The sequence below is a fragment of the Pantoea sp. CTOTU50773 genome, from assembly GCF_032082325.1.
Classification (GTDB): domain Bacteria; phylum Pseudomonadota; class Gammaproteobacteria; order Enterobacterales; family Enterobacteriaceae; genus Pantoea; species Pantoea communis.
The window spans coordinates 1-21,210 of the sequence record NZ_DAMDQC010000074.1; the positions used below are offsets into that span (position 1 = coordinate 1).

Annotated in this window: 23 protein-coding genes and 1 tRNA gene; 8 read left to right on the plus strand and 16 right to left on the minus strand. The window is 55.6% G+C overall.

The window, feature by feature from the left end; genetic code table 11:
• From katG to hpxU, 10 genes are all read right to left on the minus strand, one after another.
• A partial coding sequence (katG, locus tag RT340_RS13190) for a catalase/peroxidase HPI (RefSeq protein ID WP_313376433.1) occupies positions 1-2,116 on the minus strand: 2,116 nt, incomplete at its 3' end.
• 263 nt (positions 2,117-2,379) lie between these two features.
• Entirely contained in the window at positions 2,380-2,715 is a 336-nt protein-coding gene (uraH, locus tag RT340_RS13195; RefSeq protein WP_160867986.1) for a hydroxyisourate hydrolase, read from the minus strand.
• On the minus strand, positions 2,712-3,206 hold the full coding sequence (gene uraD, locus RT340_RS13200) for a 2-oxo-4-hydroxy-4-carboxy-5-ureidoimidazoline decarboxylase (RefSeq protein ID WP_313376437.1): 495 nt from the start codon (positions 3,204-3,206) through the stop codon (positions 2,712-2,714). The genes uraH and uraD overlap by 4 nt, the downstream gene beginning before the upstream one ends.
• An 11-nt stretch (positions 3,207-3,217) precedes the next feature.
• The gene (hpxK, locus tag RT340_RS13205; RefSeq protein ID WP_211727997.1) at positions 3,218-4,477 is read right to left on the minus strand and encodes an allantoate amidohydrolase; all 1,260 of its coding nucleotides are present in this window, start codon (positions 4,475-4,477) and stop codon (positions 3,218-3,220) included.
• A complete protein-coding gene (locus RT340_RS13210) occupies positions 4,474-5,709 on the minus strand; it encodes an alanine--glyoxylate aminotransferase family protein (RefSeq protein ID WP_313376439.1) in 1,236 nt (411 codons plus the stop codon). The genes hpxK and RT340_RS13210 overlap by 4 nt, the downstream gene beginning before the upstream one ends.
• Before the next feature lie 20 nt (positions 5,710-5,729).
• Positions 5,730-6,461, minus strand: a complete 732-nt coding sequence (locus tag RT340_RS13215; protein WP_313376441.1) for an amino acid ABC transporter ATP-binding protein — start codon at positions 6,459-6,461, stop codon at positions 5,730-5,732.
• The gene (locus RT340_RS13220) at positions 6,442-7,098 is read right to left on the minus strand and encodes an amino acid ABC transporter permease (RefSeq protein WP_058961561.1); all 657 of its coding nucleotides are present in this window, start codon (positions 7,096-7,098) and stop codon (positions 6,442-6,444) included. Before RT340_RS13220 ends, RT340_RS13215 begins: the two co-directional genes overlap by 20 nt.
• Positions 7,095-7,763 (minus strand): amino acid ABC transporter permease, encoded by a 669-nt coding sequence (locus RT340_RS13225; RefSeq protein WP_038648825.1) that lies wholly within the window; start codon positions 7,761-7,763, stop codon positions 7,095-7,097. Before RT340_RS13225 ends, RT340_RS13220 begins: the two co-directional genes overlap by 4 nt.
• Before the next feature lie 4 nt (positions 7,764-7,767).
• A complete protein-coding gene (locus tag RT340_RS13230) occupies positions 7,768-8,553 on the minus strand; it encodes a transporter substrate-binding domain-containing protein (protein ID WP_097117567.1) in 786 nt (261 codons plus the stop codon).
• Positions 8,554-8,747: 194 nt separating this feature from the next.
• Entirely contained in the window at positions 8,748-9,587 is an 840-nt protein-coding gene (gene hpxU, locus RT340_RS13235) for a MurR/RpiR family transcriptional regulator HpxU (protein ID WP_097117568.1), read from the minus strand.
• A gap of 175 nt (positions 9,588-9,762) precedes the next feature.
• On the opposite strand from hpxU, the gene RT340_RS13240 reads away from it, so the two are divergent.
• From RT340_RS13240 to hpxZ, 4 genes are read left to right on the plus strand one after another with little or no spacing between them, the layout of a single operon-like run.
• Positions 9,763-11,349 carry a gamma-glutamyltransferase family protein gene (locus RT340_RS13240; protein WP_097117569.1) on the plus strand — a complete coding sequence of 529 codons (1,587 nt, stop codon included), beginning with the start codon at positions 9,763-9,765 and terminating at the stop codon, positions 11,347-11,349.
• A gap of 11 nt (positions 11,350-11,360) precedes the next feature.
• Positions 11,361-11,546: an oxalurate catabolism protein HpxX gene (hpxX, locus tag RT340_RS13245; RefSeq protein WP_211727993.1), complete on the plus strand. Its 186-nt coding sequence runs from the start codon at positions 11,361-11,363 to the stop codon at positions 11,544-11,546.
• Entirely contained in the window at positions 11,543-12,940 is a 1,398-nt protein-coding gene (locus RT340_RS13250) for an AtzE family amidohydrolase (RefSeq protein ID WP_211727992.1), read from the plus strand. The genes hpxX and RT340_RS13250 overlap by 4 nt, the downstream gene beginning before the upstream one ends.
• Positions 12,941-12,942: 2 nt before the next feature.
• Positions 12,943-13,326: an oxalurate catabolism protein HpxZ gene (gene hpxZ, locus RT340_RS13255; RefSeq protein ID WP_097117571.1), complete on the plus strand. Its 384-nt coding sequence runs from the start codon at positions 12,943-12,945 to the stop codon at positions 13,324-13,326.
• A gap of 107 nt (positions 13,327-13,433) precedes the next feature.
• On the opposite strand, the gene puuE is transcribed toward hpxZ, so the two are convergent.
• The 3 genes from puuE to RT340_RS13270 are packed head-to-tail and all read right to left on the minus strand — an operon-like array spanning position 13,434 to position 15,878.
• A complete protein-coding gene (gene puuE, locus RT340_RS13260; protein ID WP_313376446.1) occupies positions 13,434-14,393 on the minus strand; it encodes an allantoinase PuuE in 960 nt (319 codons plus the stop codon).
• A gap of 34 nt (positions 14,394-14,427) precedes the next feature.
• Positions 14,428-15,159, minus strand: a complete 732-nt coding sequence (gene hpxA, locus RT340_RS13265; RefSeq protein ID WP_097117573.1) for an allantoin racemase — start codon at positions 15,157-15,159, stop codon at positions 14,428-14,430.
• The gene (locus RT340_RS13270) at positions 15,156-15,878 is read right to left on the minus strand and encodes a GntR family transcriptional regulator (protein ID WP_097117574.1); all 723 of its coding nucleotides are present in this window, start codon (positions 15,876-15,878) and stop codon (positions 15,156-15,158) included. The genes hpxA and RT340_RS13270 overlap by 4 nt, the downstream gene beginning before the upstream one ends.
• A gap of 145 nt (positions 15,879-16,023) precedes the next feature.
• Here RT340_RS13270 and RT340_RS13275 point away from each other — a divergent pair, with 145 nt between their 5' ends.
• Positions 16,024-17,517 carry an NCS1 family nucleobase:cation symporter-1 gene (locus tag RT340_RS13275; protein ID WP_034825407.1) on the plus strand — a complete coding sequence of 498 codons (1,494 nt, stop codon included), beginning with the start codon at positions 16,024-16,026 and terminating at the stop codon, positions 17,515-17,517.
• Between the two features lie 79 nt (positions 17,518-17,596).
• Here RT340_RS13275 and RT340_RS13280 read toward each other — a convergent pair.
• Positions 17,597-17,673, minus strand: a tRNA-Asp gene (locus RT340_RS13280).
• 134 nt (positions 17,674-17,807) lie between these two features.
• Positions 17,808-18,539, minus strand: coding sequence for a DNA polymerase III subunit epsilon (dnaQ, locus tag RT340_RS13285; RefSeq protein WP_034825408.1), 732 nt, complete (start codon positions 18,537-18,539; stop codon positions 17,808-17,810).
• A 53-nt stretch (positions 18,540-18,592) separates the two neighbouring features.
• Between dnaQ and rnhA the strand changes: the two genes are divergently transcribed.
• On the plus strand, positions 18,593-19,060 hold the full coding sequence (gene rnhA / locus RT340_RS13290; RefSeq protein WP_034825410.1) for a ribonuclease HI: 468 nt from the start codon (positions 18,593-18,595) through the stop codon (positions 19,058-19,060).
• On the opposite strand, the gene RT340_RS13295 is transcribed toward rnhA, so the two are convergent.
• Positions 19,045-19,779 (minus strand): class I SAM-dependent methyltransferase, encoded by a 735-nt coding sequence (locus tag RT340_RS13295; protein WP_097117577.1) that lies wholly within the window; start codon positions 19,777-19,779, stop codon positions 19,045-19,047. The two genes, rnhA and RT340_RS13295, sit on opposite strands and share 16 nt — an antisense overlap.
• 40 nt (positions 19,780-19,819) lie before the next feature.
• Between RT340_RS13295 and gloB the strand changes: the two genes are divergently transcribed.
• The gene (gloB, locus tag RT340_RS13300; RefSeq protein WP_211727991.1) at positions 19,820-20,575 is read left to right on the plus strand and encodes a hydroxyacylglutathione hydrolase; all 756 of its coding nucleotides are present in this window, start codon (positions 19,820-19,822) and stop codon (positions 20,573-20,575) included.
• Between the two features lie 71 nt (positions 20,576-20,646).
• The coding region (locus RT340_RS13305; RefSeq protein WP_313376451.1) for a transglycosylase SLT domain-containing protein at positions 20,647-21,210 on the plus strand (564 nt) is incomplete at its 3' end.

The window sequence follows — 21,210 nt, forward strand, 5'->3', positions numbered from 1 at the left end:
TGGCATAGACTTCAGCCAGTGCGCGCAGGATAGCATTGGAACCAAACACCAGATCGGCACGGGTGGCGCTGTATTTCACTTCACCGCTGACACGATCGCGGCCTTCGAACAGCTCGGCGCTCTCATCGGTGGCGCGCCATGCGGTGCGCATATCCAGCAGGTTGACGAAGAAGTCATTGCTCAATACGCCAACACGATCGGTGAACACGCCATGCTGACCGCCGTCGAAGTTGGTGCCCAGCACACGCAAACCGCCCAGCAGCACGGTTAATTCCGGTGCGCTCAGCGTCAGCTGCTGTGCTTTATCCAGCAGCAGGGTTTCAGTCGATGAGCCACCCGCAATACGGCGATAGTTACGGAAACCATCGGCGAGCGGTTGCAGCACGTCAAATGACTCCACCTCAGTTTGGTCCTGACGCGCATCGACACGGCCTGGCGTAAAGGGCACTTGCACCGCCACGCCTGCTGCTGCCGCAGCCATTTCAATACCCACGCTGCCGGCCAGAACGATCACATCCGCCAGCGACGCTTTACCAGACTCCTGCTGAATTTTTTGCAGGGTTGGCAGCACATCGTGAATCACGCTGGCGTTCACCGCCCAACCGTTTTGCGGTGCCAGTGCCAGACGTGCACCGTTGGCCCCGCCACGTTTGTCACCGCCACGGAAAGTGGAAGCAGATGCCCAGGCAGCAGAGACCAGTTGGCTGGCGCTGAGACCGGAAGCAGCAATCTTCGCTTTCAGATCGGTGATCTCATCAACGGTTGGCTGGTGGATCGCGGCAGGCAACGGGTCCTGCCAGATCAGATCTTCTTTTGGCACTTCCGGGCCGATGTAACGCGCTTTTGGCCCCATATCGCGGTGGGTCAGTTTGAACCAGGCACGGGCAAAGGCTTCATTGAACGCCTGTGGATCGTTGAGGAAACGGCGGGAGATCTTGCCGAACTCTTCGTCAAAACGCAGCGTCAGATCGGTCACCAGCATGGTGGGCTTGCGCTTTTTCTCGGGATCGAACGGGTCTGGAATGATCGCTTCCACATCCACCGCTTCGAACTGGATCGCGCCTGCTGGGCTGTGTGTCTGTACCCATTCGTATTTGAACAGGTTCTCGAAGAAGTAGTTGCTCCACTGGGTAGGCGTCTGCGTCCACACCACTTCCAGACCGGAGGTAATCGCATCCGCACCGGCACCGCTGCCGTAGCTGCTGCTCCAGCCGAGGCCCTGCGCTTCAATTGGCGAGGCTTCTGGATCAACACCCACGTGGCTGGCGGCAGCCGCACCGTGGGTTTTACCCAATGTATGACCACCGGCAATCAGCGCGACGATCTCTTCATCGTTCATGCCCATATTGCCGAAGGTGGCGCGAATCGCTGGTGCCGCTGATTTCGGATCGCCGCTGGCTTCCGGGCCTTCCGGGTTGACGTAGATCAGGCCCATTTCGGTGGCACCCACCGGCGCATTGGCAAGACTTTCTGGGTGGCGATGCGCCAGCCATTCAGTTTCGTTACCCCAATCCACATCCAGATCCGGTTCCCACACGTCTTCACGTCCGGCACCAAAACCAAAGGTGCGGAAGCCGGCATTTTCCAGCGAGACGTTACCCGCCAGAATATAGAGGTCGGCCCAGGAAATTTTCTGACCGTATTTCTGTTTTACCGGCCACAGCAGGCGACGTGCTTTATCGAGGCTAACGTTGTCTGGCCAGGAGTTAAGCGGCGCGAAACGCTGCTGCCCACGACCGGAACCGCCACGACCATCCACGGTGCGGTAAGTACCGGCACTGTGCCACGCCATGCGGATGAACAGCCCAATATAGCTGCCCCAGTCGGCTGGCCACCAGGATTGAGAGTCGGTCAGAATAGCGCGGATATCCGCTTTTAACGCCGGGTAATCCAGCTTGCTGAACTCATCGCGGTAGTTGAAGTTTTCACTGAGGGGATTGGAACGGTTGGAGTGCTGATTTAACAGGTCGACACGTAACATATTTGGCCACCAGTCGCGGTTGGTTGTTCCGCTCCCCGCGCCACGTGCCAGTACGCTTTTTTCTTCAGACGCCCCGTGATGAAAGGGGCACTTACCTGACGCTGCTGCATTATCGTTATTGTCGTGCGTGCTCATTTTTCGGCTCCGTTTGCTTCACATTGTCCGGTAAAGATAACCGTACCTTGTGAAAGAATATATTTGGATGAACCGAAGGTTTTGATAGTTACTGTCTTTCAAGCGCAGCGTGTGACATGACGCACAAAAAGTAGGGTTTTATCGTCAGCTGCGCATAATTTCGTCACTAAAACAGGTGTCGTTTGCAGCCAGTTGTCCCTAAATGCGCACCCTGCAGTCACTGGAGTGTTGCAGGGTCGCCATTTAGGGTGGCCGTGACAAAATTAGCTGCCGCGATAGGTTGACCACGACCACGGTGAGATCAGAAACGGCAGATGATAATGGCTGCCCGCCGAACCAATCACAAAATCAATCTGTGCACTGACGTACAGCGCATCGCGTCCGTCAGCAGCGAAATAGTCACCGATCTCTGCGGTCAATCGATAATGGCCTGGTGTTAACGGCTCGGGCGTTAAATCCTTAATACGGCCATCGCTATCGGTTTCCCCCTCCGCCATCGGCAACCAGCCTTCCGGGCTGTTCTGCTCCAGGGATATGGCCACGCCGATAGCGGGTTTACCCAGCGCGGTATCCAGAATGTGAGTGGTAATGGTGCTCATACAATGCTCTCCTTAAGCCGTAACAGGGTGATTTCACGCAGTTGCGTCAGCGCTTCCTGCTGCTCTGTCTCTGCATCATTGTTGAGCCTGCGCTGCAATTCCGCCAGCATCTCCTCGCCACTCCGCCCTTTGGCACGAATCAAAAACACCCGGTTGAAGCGCTGTTCATAGGATTGATTGCCCGCCAGCATGGCAAATTGCAGCGCGCCATCGGCCTGCTGCATCGCCGACTGCTCATTGCGTGACAATACTGCCTCTTTGCCCGCGCCCGCGGCTTTTTCACCAATACGGGGGTGAGCGCGTAATGCTTGTTCCAGTTCGGCACCTTGCCAGCGCTTTGCCAGTGTTTCAGCGGTCGTATAGAGCGCTTCCACATCCGCAAAAGGCCGTGCGGCCACCAGCGCCTGCTGCCAGTCAGGAATTGCCACGCAGTGGGCTATCGCTGTGTGTGCCTCATTGGGCGTGGCATCGTTAAACACCGCTAACTCCATGCAACGGCTCCTTAAGCCTGTGTCAGATCGTTGACCGCTTGCAGATAAGCCTGCACGCCCAATGCCACATCTGCTACCTGCACGGACTCGGCTGGATGATGGCTAATACCGCGATAGTTGCGCACGAACAGCATACCCACTGGCCAGCGATCGGCGATCGCAATCGCGTCGTGCCCTGCGCCGCTTGGCAAAGAAACGCTGCGGCCCTGTACGGTTTCCACCGCGTGGCTCAGCGCCTGTTGCAAACGTGCATCACAGGCGGTTGCCGCAATACGGTAATACTCGCTAGCGGTAAAAGTCAGTCCACGCCGCAAGGCAATCGCTTCGGCTTGTGTCAGCAGCGCGGACAACAGGCGCTCCAGCGGCTCATCCTGCGGCCCACGCACATCCAGTGAAAACTGCACTTCACCGGGGATAACATTCACGGCGCCCGGCAAACAGCTCAGGGTGCCGACCGTGGCCACCAGTTGTGGATCTTGCTCGGCAGTGGTGTGCTCAACAAACACCATCCACTCGGCGGCGGCGGCCAGTGCGTCTTTACGATGGGTCATCGGCACCGTGCCAGCGTGGCCCGCTTCACCGATAAAGCTGCAATTCAAACGACGCGCGCCGTTAATCGCGGTCACCACGCCAAGCGCCAAATCTTCCTGTTCCAGACACGGCCCTTGTTCTATGTGCAGTTCAAGGTAAGCCGCAATGTCGTTGACGTCGCGTGCTGCCTGCAAAATGTTGGCAGCGTCCAGACCGAGATCCTGCATCGCTTCCGCCACAGTTATACCGTTTCCATCCGGATGCGTTACCCAACTCTCGGGCCATGTGCCGGTAATACCCCGGCTGCCCAACAGCGTGATGCCAAAGCGCGTGCCCTCTTCATCGCCGAACCCGACAATCTCAATCGCCAGCGGTAAGCGCAGCTGACGATCGTGCAGCCACTGTACGGTTTCAATAGCACTCAGCACACCCAGCATGCCGTCATAGCGCCCGGCATTGCGCACCGTGTCCAGATGAGAGCCCAACAGCAGCGCCTGCGCGCCGGGTTCAGCAGACTCATAACGACCACAGATATTGCCCACAGCATCTTGCCAGGTGGTCATGCCGGCCGCCTGCATCCATTCTGCCACGCGGGCGTTGGCGCGGACCTGTTCAGGCGAGAGATAGACACGCGTCAGACCATCCTCACTTTCACTGATTTCAGCCAGGGCATCGCAGCGTGCCATGACGCGGGCAGCGGCGGACTGCGCCTCGCTGGCGGTCATCAGGCTTTTGCTCATGCGTGGCTCCCGTAATGATCCCACGCCGCCTGCATGGCCGCGCCTTGTGTCGAACGGTAACCCACATGGTTCAATACCGCTTCCAGCGCGCTCAGGGTTTGCATCACGCAATCTTTGCGCGCGTTGTAGCCCATGGTGCCGATGCGCCACACTTTGCCGTGTAGCGGGCCAAACGAGGTGCCGATCTCAATACCAAAATCTTCCAGCACCAATTTGCGCACCTGGTCGCCATTCACGCCCTGCGGGATCACCACACCGAGCACGTTGTTCATTTTGTGTTTCAGGTCGCCAAAGGTTTCGAGGCCCATGCCCTGAATGCCTTTCAGCATCGCCTCGCCGTGCAACTTATGACGTGCAATGCCGTTATCCAGCCCTTCCTGCATCATCAAACGCGCGCACTCACGTGCACCAAACAGCGCGGTAGTGGCTTCGGTATGGTGGTTCAGACGTTCCGGCCCCCAGTAATCCATGATCATGCCGAGATCGAAATAGTTGGAGTAAATCATCTCCTCATCGCCATCCTGATGATCCGCAGTACGGATGCCCTCTTCCACACACTTACGTTTGCGGATCACCGCTTCCATCTGCGGGCTGAGGGTGATCGGAGAAGTACCCGACGGACCGCCAAGGCACTTCTGCATACCGGCAGAGACCGCATCCAGTCCCCAGGCATCGGTTTCCAGCACGTTACCGCCCAGTGAAGCTGTGGCATCGGTATAGAACAGCACGCCATATTTCTGGCAGATGGCGCCGAGTTGTTCCAACGGCTGCAGCATGGTGGTGGAAGTATCACCCTGCACCGTCAGCAGCAGGCGCGGCTGCACTTTTTTGATCGCGTCTTCAATTTGATCGGGGGTGAACACTTCGCCCCACGGCACTTCAATAGTGTGCACTTCGGCGCGGCAGCGGCGGGCAATCTCACACAGCAGATGGCCAAAGCGGCCAAACACCGGCACCAGCACTTTGTCGCCCGGACGGATAGCCGAGAGCAGAATCGCTTCGATACCGGCGCGCGAGGTGCCGTCAATCAACATGGTCCAGCGGTTTTCGGTACGAAATACACCACGATACAGCGCCATCACTTCATTCATGTAGTGCGCCATCGCCGGATCGTACTGACCCAGCAGCTGGCTCGACATGGCGCGCAGGACACGCGGATCGGCGTTGATAGGACCAGGGCCCATCAGCAGGCGTTGTGGTGGATTTATTTGCGAAAACTGACTGATATCCATGTGCTATTCCTTTTGAAGACTTAAAGACGGACGGTGGAGATAAACTGTTTAAGCTCGGCGGTCTGCGGGTTGGCAAACAGCGTTTTGCTGTCACCCTGCTCCCAGACGCGGCCCTGATGCATAAACACCACGCGATCGCCCACATCACGGGCGAAGTTCATTTCATGGGTAACGAGGATCAAGGTCATGCCCTCGGCAGCCAGCTGTTCCAGCACCTTCAGCACTTCACCCACCAGTTCAGGATCGAGCGCTGAGGTGATCTCGTCACAGAGTAATACTTTCGGCTGCATTGCCAGCGCACGGGCAATCGCCACACGCTGTTGTTGTCCACCGGATAAATTGGCCGGGTAGTAGTTGATGCGTTCGCCAAGGCCGACCTTTTCCAGCATCTGCGTCGCCAGCTCGCGACATTCGGCTTCGCTCTTCTTCAGTACCCGGCGCGGCTCAATCATCACGTTTTCCAGCTCGGTCATGTGCGGGAACAGGTTGAAGTTCTGGAACACCATGCCCACCGAGCGGCTGATTTCACGCGCCTGGGATTCACGGTCGGTGATCGTCATACCGCCGAGTTTGATGCTGCCTTCCTGGTAGCCTTCCAGCCCGTTCATGCAGCGCAGCAAGGTACTTTTGCCCGAGCCGCTGCGGCCGATGATCGAAATCACCTCGCCGTTGTCGATATCCAGATCGACACCTTTCAGGACGTGGTTGTCGCCGTAGTACTTCTGGACCTGATTAATGGTGATGAGCGGCATTGAATTTTTTCTCCAGGTACTGGCTGTAACGCGACAGCGGATAACACATCAGGAAGTAACCCAGCGCCACCAGGCCAAATACCTTAAAGGGCTGATACGTCACATTGTTCAAAATAGTGCCGGCTTTCGTCAGCTCGACGAAACCGATAATCGAGGCCAGCGCGGTGCCTTTAATCACCTGAACGGCAAAGCCTACGGTCGGCGCGATGGCGATGCGAATCGCCTGCGGTGCCACCACGCGAAACAGCGTTTGACCAAAAGTCAGGCCGAGGCAACGCGATGCTTCCCACTGGCCTTTCGGCAGCGCACGAATACTGCCGTGCCAGATATCCACCAAAAATGCGCTGGTGTAGAAAGTTAATGCCAGCGAAGCGGCGGTCCAGGGCGCCACATCAATGCCAAACAGCCCGACGCCAAAGAAGGCGAGGAACAGCTGCATCAACAACGGCGTGCCCTGAAACAGTTCGGTGTAGCAGCGAATCAAGCGCGTCAACCATGGGCGCTTCAGCAGGCGTAAAAACAGCAGCGGTAAGGTCACTAGCGTGCCGCCAAAGAAGGCCACCAGCGACAGTAAAATCGTCCAGCGCGCCGCCAGCAGCAGGTTGCGCAGGATGTCCCAGTCAGTAAAGGTTGTCATGCGGGCTGCGCTCCAAACCATTTACGCCCCAGCGCCAGCAGCAGCTGTCGCATGGCAATCGACAACGCCAGGTAGATCAACGTGGTCACCAGATAGACTTCAAAACTCAAGAAAGTGCGTGACTGAATCAGGTTGGCGGCGAAGGTCAACTCTTCGTACGACACCTGCGACACCACCGATGAACCCAGCATCACAATGATGCATTGGCTGACTAGCGCCGGATAAATACGTTGCAGCGACGGCGGCAGAACCACGCGGATAAAAGTCTGCGTGCGGGTCAAGCCCAGCACACGGCCCGCTTCCCACTGCCCTTTCGGCGTCACCTGAATTCCGGCGCGGATAATTTCAGTGCTGTACGCGCCAAGGTTAATCAACATCGCCAGCAGCGCTGCTTCGCCCGCCGTCAGTTTCAGACCAAGATTGGGCAAACCAAAGACGATAAAAAACAGCTGTACCACGAATGGCGTATTACGGATCAGTTCGACATAAACGCCCCAGATGCGACTCGCCCAGCTCGGTTTGCCACTGCGCAGTGCCGCGCCGAGAATCCCCAGGCTCACCCCGCCGACGGTGGCGAGAACCGTTATCTGAATCGTGACCCACAGCCCTGCCAGTAACTCTGGCCAGTGCGGCCAGAGATCTGCAAAATTGAGTTGCCCAATCATTGCGTTATGCGCCGAGGTTGGCTGGCAGTGGGGCTTTCAGCCACTCTTCTGACAGCTTGTTCAGCGTACCGTCTTTGATGCCCTGCTCAATCAACGCGTTCACTTTACCTTTCAGCGCTGGCTCATCTTTCTTCAGGCCGATAAAGCACGGTGAATCTTTCAGCATGAACTGCGGCACCGGCGCTTTTTCTGCGTTCTGGCGTGCAATGGCAGCCACCACGAGGTTACCGGTCGCGACATACTGCACCTGACCTGACAGGTAAGCTGACAGCGTGGTGTTGTTATCTTCATAACGCTTCACCTGTGCATCTTTTGGCGCCACATCGCTCAGCACCATGTCCTCCACTGCACCGCGCGTCACACCAATTGATTTACCGCTCAATGCTGCCGCATCTTTTAGTGGCTCACCTTTCGGGCCAAACACCCCAAGGAAGAACGGCGCGTAAGCACGGCTGAAATCGATCACTTTCTCGCGTTCGGCGTTTTTGCCCATGCTGGAAATCACCAGATCCACTTTATCGGTTTGCAGATAAGGCACGCGGTTGGCGCTGGAGACCGGCACCAGCTGCAACTTCAGTTTCATCTGCTTCGCCAGGTACTTCGCCATGTCGATGTCATAGCCTTGTGGCTGTAAATCAGTCCCTACCGAACCAAACGGCGGGAAGTCCTGCGGTACCGCAACACGGATGACGCCACGCTTCTGAATGTCTTGTAGCTGATCGGCCATCGCACTGCCGACCTGAGCCATCAGCAATGCTGCGCCTGCGACTGCCAGTAAAACTTTTTTCATTATGCACCCCGGTGAGTTTATCGTGAAACAAAAGATTCTTGATAAAACGATTTGCAACTAATGTGCCAACCGCAGGGTGTGGGGCGCAAAGGGAAGAAAAACGAATAAACACGGAGTTTAAGGCGATAAAAACGGGCATTACGCCCGTATTAAAACCCGATCAAAAAAGGTGCAAAGCACCAAAGTGGTGCCCACTATCGGTGTTCCAGTTCATCCAGGTGCTGATAAAGATCGGCAATTTGATGAATACGCTGACGGCCTTGCGACAGCATTTCATGCAGCAGTGCATTTGCCAGCAGGTTGATCAGACTCATCGCCGAGGCATAGCTATCAAAGGCGGAGACGCTATCGAGCGGCGCGCATAGCTGCCAGTGTGCCAGGGTGATAATGCCCTGTGCCTGCGGCTCGCACAGCGCCAGCACCGGGATGTTGCTCTGCTGTAGCTGCTGCATCAGCGGGCGGATGATCCGTGGACGGCGGCGGAAGGCCATCACGACCACAATATCTTCCGCTGTGATATCCACCAGCTCCTCGCCCAGCGTCTGGCCGGGTTGTGGTAACACATGTACCTGCGGACGCGCCTGCATCAGCTGCTGACGCAGGTGCAATGCCACCGGATAGGCGTTACGCATGCCGATAATAAACACCCGCTTTGCAGCACCCAGCGCCTGAATCACTTCGCCAAACTGCTGCGGGTCGATGCTGTTCACCCACTGCGTCAGGTTGGCCATCTCCTGCTTGTAATGACGCGACAGTAAGGTATTGCCCTGCACTGCATCGCGATTGTCGGTGAGGGGCATCCCGCTCTGACGCAGCGTACGCAGCTCATCACGCATGTCCTTGTATTTCTCATAGCCCAGACGTTTAAACAGGCGGCTGACTGTCGCCTTCGATACCCCGCTCAGCCGCGCCAGCTCGGCGCTGTTGTAGCTGATCAGGTCATCAAAATGGTCAAATACAAAATCGGCAATACGCTGCTCCTGCGGCGACAGTTGCGGATAGTGACTGCGAAGGCGTTCATCAAGCTGTTTCATCATTGGTCCTGTAACTTTCGTTTCATCACAAGCTAGCACAAATCGATCCACATTGATGTCCGACCAAAACTGGAACAGCTCTTGCTTAGATCACCTCACGGATTTGTAGGGACGCCCATTACGGCGACCACTAACCCAATCCCCCTACAAAAGAATCAATGATGAAGAGTTCACTATGATACAGAGCAACATGGCCCCGCTCGGCATGGCCGTCACCCCACATCATCTCGCCAGTGAAAGCGCACTGGCGGTTTTACGCGAAGGCGGCAACGCGATTGAAGCGATGGTAGCGGCAGCGGCCACTATCGCGGTTGTCTACCCGCACATGAACGGCTTGGGTGGCGATGGCTTTTGGTTGGTCGTGCCGCCCAATGGCGATCCTATCGCTATCGATGCCAGTGGCGCAGCAGGCTCACTCGCCCACCTCGACTTCTATCACGGCGAAAGTCACATCCCGCATCGCGGCCCCAAAGCCGCGTTAACCGTGGCGGGCACGGTGAGTGGCTGGCAGGAAGCGTTAACGCTGGCTGAAGAGCTGGGTTCTGCGCCATTGCCGTTAGCCCGTTTGCTGCGTGACGCCATTCGCTATGCTGCCGATGGCATTCCTGTTACCGCATCGCAGGCTGCAGCCACTGCCGCAAAGCAACATGAATTGCTTGATCAACCCGGCTTCGCTGCGACCTTCTTGCCTGACGGCACCGTGCCTGGTGCCGGTAGCCGTTTTACCCAGCCCGCGCTTGCCAATACACTTAGCGTGTTGAGTGAACAGGGTCTGGAGAGTTTCTATCGCGGCGAACTGGCCCACCATCTGGCACGTGAAATGACCGCGCTGGGTATGCCGATCACCCTGGAAGATCTTCAGAAACAGCACGCGCGCCGCTGCACGCCGCTACATCTGGCACACAGCGAAGGCGACATCTGGAATATGACGCCTCCGACGCAAGGTTTGGTGTCGCTGGCCATTCTGGGCATCACCGACCGGTTGAACATGGCAGAGGCGGATGAGGCACAAACTGTGCACCGCATTGTTGAGGCCACCAAAAAAGCCTTTGCCTTGCGCGACGAACACATCACCGATCCGCGCCATATCGACTTCAATGTGCAAGACCTGCTCGATGCCGATCATCTTTCCACACTGGCAACGCAAATTAATGACCAACAAGCCGCGCCGTGGGGAACCGGGCGAGGTCCTGGCGATACCGTATGGATGGGGGTGATGGACAGCAGCGGGCTGGCCGTTTCCTTTATCCAGAGCATTTATCACGAATTTGGCAGCGGCGTCGTGCTACCGGGTACAGGCATTACCTGGCAAAACCGCGGTGCAGCCTTTAGCCTGCAACCGGGCCATCTGCTGGCACTAAAACCCGGTAAACAACCGTTCCATACCTTAAATCCAGCGGCTGCGCGCCTGAAAGATGGTCGCACGATGGTTTACGGATCAATGGGGGGCGATGGCCAACCACAAACGCAGGCAGCAATTTTTACCCGCCACGTAATTCAGGGACAGCCACTTCAACAGGCGGTCAGTGCACCGCGCTGGTTGTTGGGGCGAACCTGGGGACAATCCTCTGACTCTCTCAAACTCGAAGCGCGTATGTCAGCAGAAACGGTGCAGCAGTTGCGCGAACTCGGTCATGACGTTGAGCTGTTGCCTGATTTCAGCGAAGTCGTCGGCCACGCTGGCGCCATCGTCAGACACAATAACGGCATGCTGGAAGGTGCCTTCGATCCACGTAGCAACGGCAGCGCAGCCGGCTTTTAAAGGAAACCATCATGCATTCGCAACCGGACTGGGCGGCTTATATCGCTCAAATGGAACAGATTCTGGCTCTGGAGCTGGACGAAGCACGTCGCACTGAATTGCTGGTGCAGTTCAATCGCATTGCCGCCATGGCTGAACCGCTCATGGCTTTCCCGCTGGATGACCGTCTGGAAGTGGCAGGAGTGTTTCATCCATGAAACTGGCATCGTTATCCATCAAAGCGCTCAATCATGCGCTGAATCAAGGTGATATTAGCGCCCGTGAAGTGGCGCAACAGACGTTGAACGCCATTGAACAGCACAATCCTGCACTCAATGCGTGGACCGAAGTCACCGGTCAGCGCATGTTGCGCGAGGCGGATCAGGTCGATTTGCAACGCCAGCGCGGTGAAGTATTGCCTGTGCTGGCGGGTATTCCTTATGCGGTTAAAAACCTGTTTGATGTCGCCGGTCACAGCACCCTTGCTGGTGCCAGCTTATTCAGTGAACGTGCAGCGGCCCGCGAAGATGCGTGGGCGGTGAGTCGACTGCGTCAGTCCGGTGCACTGCTCTCCGGCATGCTGAATATGGATGCCTACGCTTACGGCTTTACCACCGAAAACACCCATTATGGCCCGACCCATAATCCGCGCGATTTGAGCCGCGTGGCCGGTGGTTCCTCCGGCGGCTCGGCGGCGGCCGTCGCGTCAGGCTTAGTGCACTTCTCACTGGGCACCGATACCAATGGTTCGATCCGCGTGCCGGCCTCGTTGTGCGGTATCTATGGACTCAAACCGACCTTTGGTCGCTTATCGCGCAGTGGCAGCCATCCTTTTGTCGCCAGCCTCGATCATATCGGTCCGTTTGCTCGCTCGGTGGAAGATTTGAGTCTGGTGTACGATGCGCTGCAAGGTCACGATGCCAGCGATGCTTTCCAGGCAGCGCAGGCGAAGGAACCGGCCAGTGACGGATTAGTAAAAGGCGCAGAAGGCATACGTAGCGCAGTGCTGGGTGGTTTCTTTTCGACCTGGTGCAGCGAAGAAGCGCGTGCCGCCGTGCAAGTGGTGGCACAAGCGCTGGATGCCAGCGAAGCCGTCACGTTAGCCAACGCGGAAATTGCCCGTTCAGCGGCCTTTATCCTCACCGCCTCAGAAGGCGGCAATCACTATCTGCCCGCTTTGCGCAATATTCCCGAGCAATTCGAACCGAACTCTCGCGAGCGCCTGCTGGCCGGAGCGATGCTGCCTTCCGCGTGGTATGTGCAGGCGCAGCGCTTCCGCCGTCATTTCCAACAGCAGGTGTTACCGCTGTTTGAACAATTCGATGTCCTGATTGCACCGGCGACCCCTTGCACCGCAACCACCATTGGGCAAGAGACGATTCATATTAACGGCCAGGATTTGCCGACGCGCGCCAGTATGGGCATGTTAACGCAGCCGATTTCCTTCCTCGGCTTGCCGGTCTGTACCGTGCCTTTGCAAACTGCCAGCGGATTACCGATTGGCTTACAGTTAATCGCAGCACCGTTTAAAGAACATCTTGCACTGCGCGCCGCCTGGGCACTGCAGCAGCAAGGGTTGACCCTGCCACAAACTACCCTGATGGATGCGTAACCATGACACCTGAACATATTGATCGTCCTGCTGTGCTGGCTGAGGTGACCGCTGCGTTTTACCGCTATGAAGAAGCGCTGATCAGCAACAATGTCGATGTGCTGGATGAATTGTTTTGGCACGACGATCGCACCGTGCGTTTGGGCGCAGGGGAAAATCTGTATGGCATTGATGAGATCCGTTCATTTCGCGCTGCCCGTCCATCGAAGGGATTGGCGCGCACGCTACGTAATACGGTGATCACCACCTTTGGAGATGACTACGCGGTGTGCAGCACTGAGTTTACGCGTGAAGGCGTGGAGAAGATTGGTCGCCAGCAGCAAACATGGGTGCGCATGCCTTATGGGTGGCGGATTGTCGCGGCGCAGGTGAGTTTAATGAGCTAGCGGGGTAAACCGGCGCTCGTCAGTAAGACTTAACTCGCGTGGTCAGGGCCGGTACGACAGTTCATGTCGTACCGGCCAAATGTGTCGGCGCGGAGTATCGCTGGTCGTTAAACAGCAGGAGCCGGGTGCGTCTCCATCCAGTGATCAGCGATTTGCTGGCGCGTACAACCCCACACATTCTCATGCTGCTGGATATGGTCAAGGAAACGCTGCAGGGAACGGAATTTGCCCGGGCGGCCGAGCGGTCGACAGTGCATGCCAATCGACATCATCTTCGGCGCGGTGTCGCCCTCTTCATACAACACATCAAAGGTGTCACGCAGATAGACAAAGAACTGCTCGGCGGTATTAAAACCCTGTGGCGAGGCGAAGCGCATATCGTTACATTCCAGCGTATAAGGAATGATCAGATGCGGTTTCACCGTGCCATCCTGGCAGGTCACCTGCGTCCAGAACGGAAGATCGTCGCCGTAATAATCGCTGTCATAACTGAAGCCACCGTTCTCCACCACTAAGCGGCGGGTGTTGGGGCTGTCGCGGCCGGTGTACCAGCCGGTAGGCGCTTTACCAAAGAGATCGCGCAGTACATCCACCGCCTGCTGCATGTGCTGACGTTCGGTTTTGGCATCCATCGACTGATAATGGATCCAGCGCCAGCCATGGCTGACTACGTCGTAATCCGCGACTTTGATGGCGTCCACAATCTCCGGATGACGCGCCAGCGCCATCGCCACGCCGAAAACCGTTAATGGCAATCCGCGCTTCTGGAACTCGTTGTGAATGCGCCAAAAGCCTGCGCGCGAACCGTATTCATAGAGAGAATCCATCGACATATGGCGGTCGGCGTAACTGGCGGCGCCAATGATATCGGATAGGAATTGTTCAGATCCTGCATCGCCGTGCAGCACATTGTTTTCTGCCCCCTCTTCATAGTTGAGGACAAACTGCACCGCCACTTTCGCGTTGCCCGGCCACTGTGCGTGCGGCGGATGGTTAGCATAACCAATCAGGTCACGCGGGTAGTTTTTGTTGAAGCTGTACTCTTTCTTTTCAGATACATCGCTCATTCTGTAAATTCCTTAGTCAGTCCTCAACCAGCACTTAGTTTAGGTGCTGAAATGCGCCGCTGAGCGGTTTTTCGATCGGGTAATCTAAATCGCCATGTTTACTGGTACCAAAGCCCAGCGCCACCAGTGATTCCACCATTTTTACCGCAGCGCTGACGCCATCAATCACCGGCAGACCCAGCTCTTTCGTCAGCTCCTGTGCCAGTGAGGCCATACCGCCACAGCCCAGCACTATCGCGCCGCTGCCATCTTCTCGCTTCGCCTGAATGCAACGCTGGCGCACTTTTTCCTGCGCCACACCGCTGCCATCTTCCAGCGCCAGCACCGGGAGATCGATAGCGTGCAACGCCGCACAATGATGGCTAAAGCCATATTGTTGCAGCAGATGGCGGGCAATCACCAGGGTACGCGGTAGCGTGGTGACGATTGAAAAGCGTGTCGCCACCAGCGTTGCCGTGTGCATCGCGGCTTCCGCAATGCCGATCACCGGACCGCTGGCCAGTTCACGCGCGGCCAGCAATCCCGGATCGCCGAAACAGGCAATAATGTGGCCACTCACGCCCTGTGCTTTGCCGACCCTGACCTGTTCCAGTACGCCAATCGCCGCAATGGCTTCATCGAAGTGCCCTTCAATCGAAGGCACCCCCTGGCTCGGACACACCGCCAGAATTTCAGTTCCTGGTGCCGCTACCGCACGTGCGGCTGCACCGATGGTTTCTGTCATCGCCAGGCTGGTATTGGGGTTGATCACCTGAATCAGGCTCATGATGCGGCTCCATTGTGACCGGAAAATAACCGGGTGAAGTCGGGTAAGGTTTCGCCGCTGCGCTCAAAATGCAGGCTGGCCACGATGTGTTGGAAGTGATGCTGTAAGGCTGCGGTGAGCGCGGGAAGATCTTTCTGCCGCAGTAGCTCCACCAGCCGATCGTGATGATCGCAACGACACCCGCGTTGCCAGGGCGCACCATAGGCGGCAATCACTAATGATGAGCGCTGTGTCAGGCGCGTCACCATATCCGTCAGCACCTGATTACCGGAAATCGCCTGTAGCTGAATATGAAAAGCCGCAGAGAGCCGAATTGCCGCCGCACCATCGTGCTGTTCGTGAGCCTGCTGCTCTTCCTCAATGAGTGTGCTCAGGGCAGCAAGGTGTGGTGGCTGAACGTGAGCCAGCACCGCGGGCAAATTGGCGCACTCGAGTAAGCTGCGTGTGGCAAAGATATCGCGCGCCTCGTCAACGCCCGGCGTGGCCACTTGTGCACCACGCCTGGGCGACAAGGTGATCATTTGCACCGCCGCGAGGCGTTGTAGCACCTTGCGAATGCCGGTACGGCTCACACCAAAAGCTTCTGATAGCGCCTCTTCTGGCAATTTGCTGCCCGGTGGCAGCTGATGTTCCACAATGGCGGTGAGTAATGCCTGATAGATGGGTTCGTCGCGATCATTCAGATCGGCAGCCGTTTTCTGGCCTGTTTCGCTCTTCATTACCTGCTCCGGTAAGTGTCTGTGCACAGCACATCGTATACGTGAAATTAATTTTTTGTATACAAGAAATCAATTCTGGCCTGGATCCTGCAATACCGTTTCACGCTGTGATTATTTTTCCCATGTTGTTAGAGGAGCAGGTTTCATGCCAAATCATTCTGAAGTGACCTCCGGGGTGGCCTCTGGCGCCAACGCCCACTACAGTCCACGCCTGTGTAATGAAGATCTGGCGCCCACGCGCGACCAGAACTGGTCGTGGTATAACATTTTCTCTTTCTGGATGTCGGATGTGCACAGCATGGGTGGCTATGTGGTCGCCGCCAGCTTCTTTACGTTGGGACTGGCGAGCTGGCAGGTGCTGCTTTGTCTGCTGGTAGGTATCTGCATCGTACAGTTGTGTGCCAATCTCGTCGCCAAACCGAGCCAGATGGCGGGCGTGCCTTACGCGGTGATTTCACGTCAGGCATTCGGCGTGTTCGGTGCCAATATCCCCGCGGTGATTCGCGGCCTGATCGCTTTCGCCTGGTATGGCATTCAAACCTATTTAGCGGCTAATGCGCTGATGCTGGTACTGCTGAAGTTCTTCCCTTCATTAAGCGGGATGACGCAAAGCAGCTGGCTGGGGTTGTCTCAACTGGGCTGGTGCTGCTTCGGCGTGATGTGGTTCCTGCAGGCGATGGTGTTCTGGCACGGCATGAGCGCGATTAAACGCTTTATCGATGTGGCGGGTCCGGCTGTCTACGTGGTGATGGTGGCGCTAGCGGGCTGGATTGTATACAAAACCGGCTTTGACGGTATCTCCTTTACGCTGGCCAGCAAGCAGTTAAGCACTGGTGAGCAAACCTGGCAGATGATCACCGCCACCGCATTAGTGGTCTCTTACTTCTCTGGCCCATTACTCAACTTTGGTGACTTCTCTCGCTACGGTAAAAGCATGGGGGAAATCCGCCGGGGGAACCGCTGGGGCCTGCCGTTTAACTTCCTGCTGTTCTCGATTGTCACCGTGGTGATCGTGTCAGGTACCCAATCGCTGTTCGGCCGCATGATTACCGATCCCATTGAGACCGTGAGCATGGTTGGCAATGATGTCGCCGTCGCGATTGGTTTACTCACCATGATTATCGCCACTATCGGCATCAACATCGTGGCGAACTTTGTTTCCCCGGCTTTCGACTTCTCAAATTGCTCACCGCAGAAAATCAGTTTCCGTACCGGTGGAATGATTGCCGCAGTGGGTTCTGTTCTGCTGACGCCATGGAATCTGTTCCAGTCACCGGAGTTGATTCATTACACGCTGGATGTGCTGGGCTCCTTTATCGGCCCGCTGTTTGGCATTTTGGTGGCCGATTTCTATCTGATTAAGCGCAGCAAGGTTTACGTTGACGACCTGTTTGATGACACACCAAAAGGACGCTACTGGTATCGCGGGGGCTTTAACCCAAAAGCGATTGCCGCACTGCTGCCGTCGGTAGGTATTTGCCTGGTGATCAGCTTTATTCCGTCACTGCATGCCGTGGCAAACTTCAGCTGGTTTATTGGTGTGGCATTAGGTGCAGGTTGCTATCGCTGGCTGGCTCGCGCCGATCGTGAAGTCTCAGTGGGCACCTATCGTCAGGAAGTGGCGGTGCAGAAGGATTGATCTGGTGATCAGGTTGGCGCCGATGCCAGCCTGAAAAAGCAAAAAGCCGATGCATTTCTGCATCGGCTTCTTTAATGATTGGCGGAACGGACGGGGCTCGAACCCGCGACCCCCTGCGTGACAGGCAGGTATTCTAACCAACTGAACTACCGCTCCGCGCTTTGTTCCCCGTCGAGAACGAGGCGAATATTAATGGCAGCCTTATGAACCGTCAATGCTTTTTCTGAGGGAATGAATCGTTTGCCGATTTTTTCAGCTTTACGTTGCTTTTCCACGCAAAATCAGCCCATTCAGGCCCGCCACAGGCAGCTTCCGCCCTTCTTCAACACTAAATCCAGACGGCTTTCATGTGCGATAATCTCATCATCGCTGGCGTTGACCACGCGTAATCCTGAACTCGGACGCACGATGCGCTGAATGTTATCGCCGGTATTTTGGCTGCTCTGATCGCCTTCCGCCGAGAAAGCCAGCGAAGTTTGGCCGCCCGTCATCATCAGGAACACTTCAGCCAGAATTTCGGCATCGAGCAATGCGCCGTGCAGCGTACGTTTGCTGTTGTCGATTTCGTAGCGATTACACAGTGCATCGAGGCTATTGCGCTTGCCTGGATACATTTTACGCGCCATCGCCAGGCTATCTGTCACCTGACAGAAGGTGTCGGTTTTGCCGATACCGCGCTTAAGCATGCCAAACTCATAATCCATAAAGCCGATATCGAACGACGCGTTATGGATCACCAGCTCTGCACCACGGATGTATTCGAGGAATTCATCGGCGATGTCTGCAAACATCGGCTTATCGGCAAGAAACTCATCGGCAATACCGTGAACGCCGAAAGCTTCCGGATCCACCAGCCGATCGGGCTTGAGATACATATGGAAGTTGTTGCCGGTCAGGCGACGGTTAATCACCTCAACCGCACCGATTTCAATGATGCGATGCCCTTCATAGTGCACACCGATCATGTTCATGCCGGTGGTTTCGGTATCGAGGACGATCTGGCGGTTATTTGCAGTGCTCATAGGACTCGTTTTATGTCAGACTTGGCGTTTTGTCAGAAGGAAGTCTACCAGAGATGCGCAAACAGGTAGAAATATTCACCGATGGATCCTGCCTGGGCAATCCCGGCCCCGGCGGTTACGGTGCCATTTTACGTTATGGCCCACATGAAAAAGAGTTCAGCGCCGGTTATCGACTCACGACCAACAACCGCATGGAAATGATGGCGGCGATTGTGGCGTTAGAGGCGCTAACGCAGCCCTGCGAAGTGGTGCTCAGCACCGACAGTCAGTATGTGCGCCAGGGCATCACCAGTTGGATCCATAACTGGAAAAAGCGCGGCTGGAAAACGGCCGATAAAAAGCCGGTGAAAAATGTCGATCTCTGGAAGCGGCTCGATCTCGCGCTCAGCCACCATGAAATAAAGTGGGAATGGGTAAAAGGCCACGCCGGTCACCCGGAAAACGAGCGCTGCGACGAACTGGCACGCAGCGCAGCCGGTCATCCGACGCAGGATGATGTCGGCTATCAGGTCGAATCCTGATCCTTCACTGCACGAAATTGCCGGGTGGCATTCACCGTTTGTCTGACCTGCGCTTTGTTTAAGCTCTTCTTCGCTTTGGTGGGCGTTAATGGGAATGTTCGTTTGCGTGCCACCACAATGTTCAGACATCCCAGCGCGGGCAGGTGCGCACTGATTACTTTGCCGCCCTGCCGATGCCACGGCACCACTTGAAAACGGGTGCGATAGACCACTTCATAGTTGAGCAGGCTGAGCCAGTCGAGCAAGCGTACCTGGCTGAACATGCGTCCGCTCCATGGCGCACGGGCGTGCAAACCCGGGATACCTTTGCTGATCCCCAGCAGACTGAACGGGTTGAACCCGCTGATAATCATCCAACCATCGTCAATCAGGACGCGATCCACTTCTCGTAACACGCGATGGGGATCCTGACTCCATGCCAGGGTATGCGCCATCAAACAAGCATCAATCGATTTCGCTTCAAAAGGTAATTGCGTGGTATTGGCGATCACCTGCAAGTCATCGCCCTCAATGCCCACATTTACCTGATGCGATATGGCACACTGACGGGTATTGATTTCTGCGCTGAGGCTGCCAAGTTTAAGCATATGAAAGCCATACAGCTTTCCAAGGTAAGGCTGCAACTGCTGCGTGAGTGCATCGCGAAAATAATCGCCCCATGGCATATCGCGCCAGGAGCGCGGCGCAGTCAGAACCTGGCGTGTTTTCGCTGGCTTCATGCTCTACCATCATCCTTTTTCTACGACCTGAGAGGTGTTTATGAATCTTACCAGTATTCCCGCGTTGCAGGATAACTACATCTGGACACTGACGGACGATGATAAAAACTGTCTGATCGTCGATCCCGGCGAGGCTCAACCGGTGCTGGATAAAATCAGAGTCAACAAGTGGCAACCGGTGGCCATTTTACTCACGCATCATCATCACGATCATGTCGGCGGTGTCGCCGAATTATTGCAACACTATCCCGATATCGCGGTTTACGGACCAGAGGAAACCGCGGATAAGGGGGCAAAACACATCGTCTCTGAGAATGATGAATTTACCCTGCTTGGGCTAGATTTCCGTGTCATCGCAACACCCGGACACACTTTAGGACATATCTCATATTTCAGTTCACCTTATCTTTTCTGTGGTGACACGATGTTTTCTGGCGGCTGTGGAAGATTATTTGAAGGCACAGCAGAACAAATGTTTGATTCATTTCAAAAGCTTAACCAACTCCCTGCGGACACCTTGATTTGCTGCGCTCATGAGTACACATTATCCAATATGAAGTTTGCTGCGGCTATTCTGCCTCATGACCCGAAAATTTTGGCAAGGTATCAGCAAATTAAGGACTTACGTGCAGAAAATCGCATTACTTTGCCAACAAAACTGGCACTTGAGCGGGATATAAATTTATTTCTCCGTACGCAAGATGCTGATTTACAAAAGGCTTTGGGGACTAATGTTGCTTCCTCCCCGTTATGGCAAACTTTCGCTGATCTACGCGAGAAGAAAGACCGTTTTTGATATTTAAGGTTGTGTTGTGTGTACCCCTAACGTATAGTTGCTCGTCTTTTAAGCGAACTATTGACACACACATGAAGGCTAAAGCGATCTTACTCGCCTCGGTCTTGCTGGTAGGATGTCAGGCATCAAGGAATGACGCCAATATCCCCGTCCAGCATGCACAGAGCCTGTCTTCAGCTGGTCAAGGTGAAAATGGAAAGTACGGAGATCAATTATTATCGCAGCGCTGGCAGGATGATGGAACAAGCCTCGCAGAAGATACCGATCTCTGGAATCACATTAGTGACGAGTTGAAGATGGGGATTCCGGAAAACCCCCGGATCCGCGAACAAAAAACAAAGTTTTTAAAAAATAAGAGCTATCTCCACGATGTAACATTACGGGCAGAGCCGTACATGTACTGGATTGTCGAGCAGATACAGAAACGTAAAATGCCGATGGAACTGGTACTGCTACCCATAGTGGAGAGCGCTTTTGACCCACATGCAACATCTTCTGCGAATGCCGCTGGCATCTGGCAGATTGTTGCACAAACGGGCAAAAACTATGGTTTGAAACAGAACCAATGGTATGACGGACGCCGCGATGTGGTGGCCTCGACCAAAGTTGCGCTGGATATGATGCAGCGTCTGAAC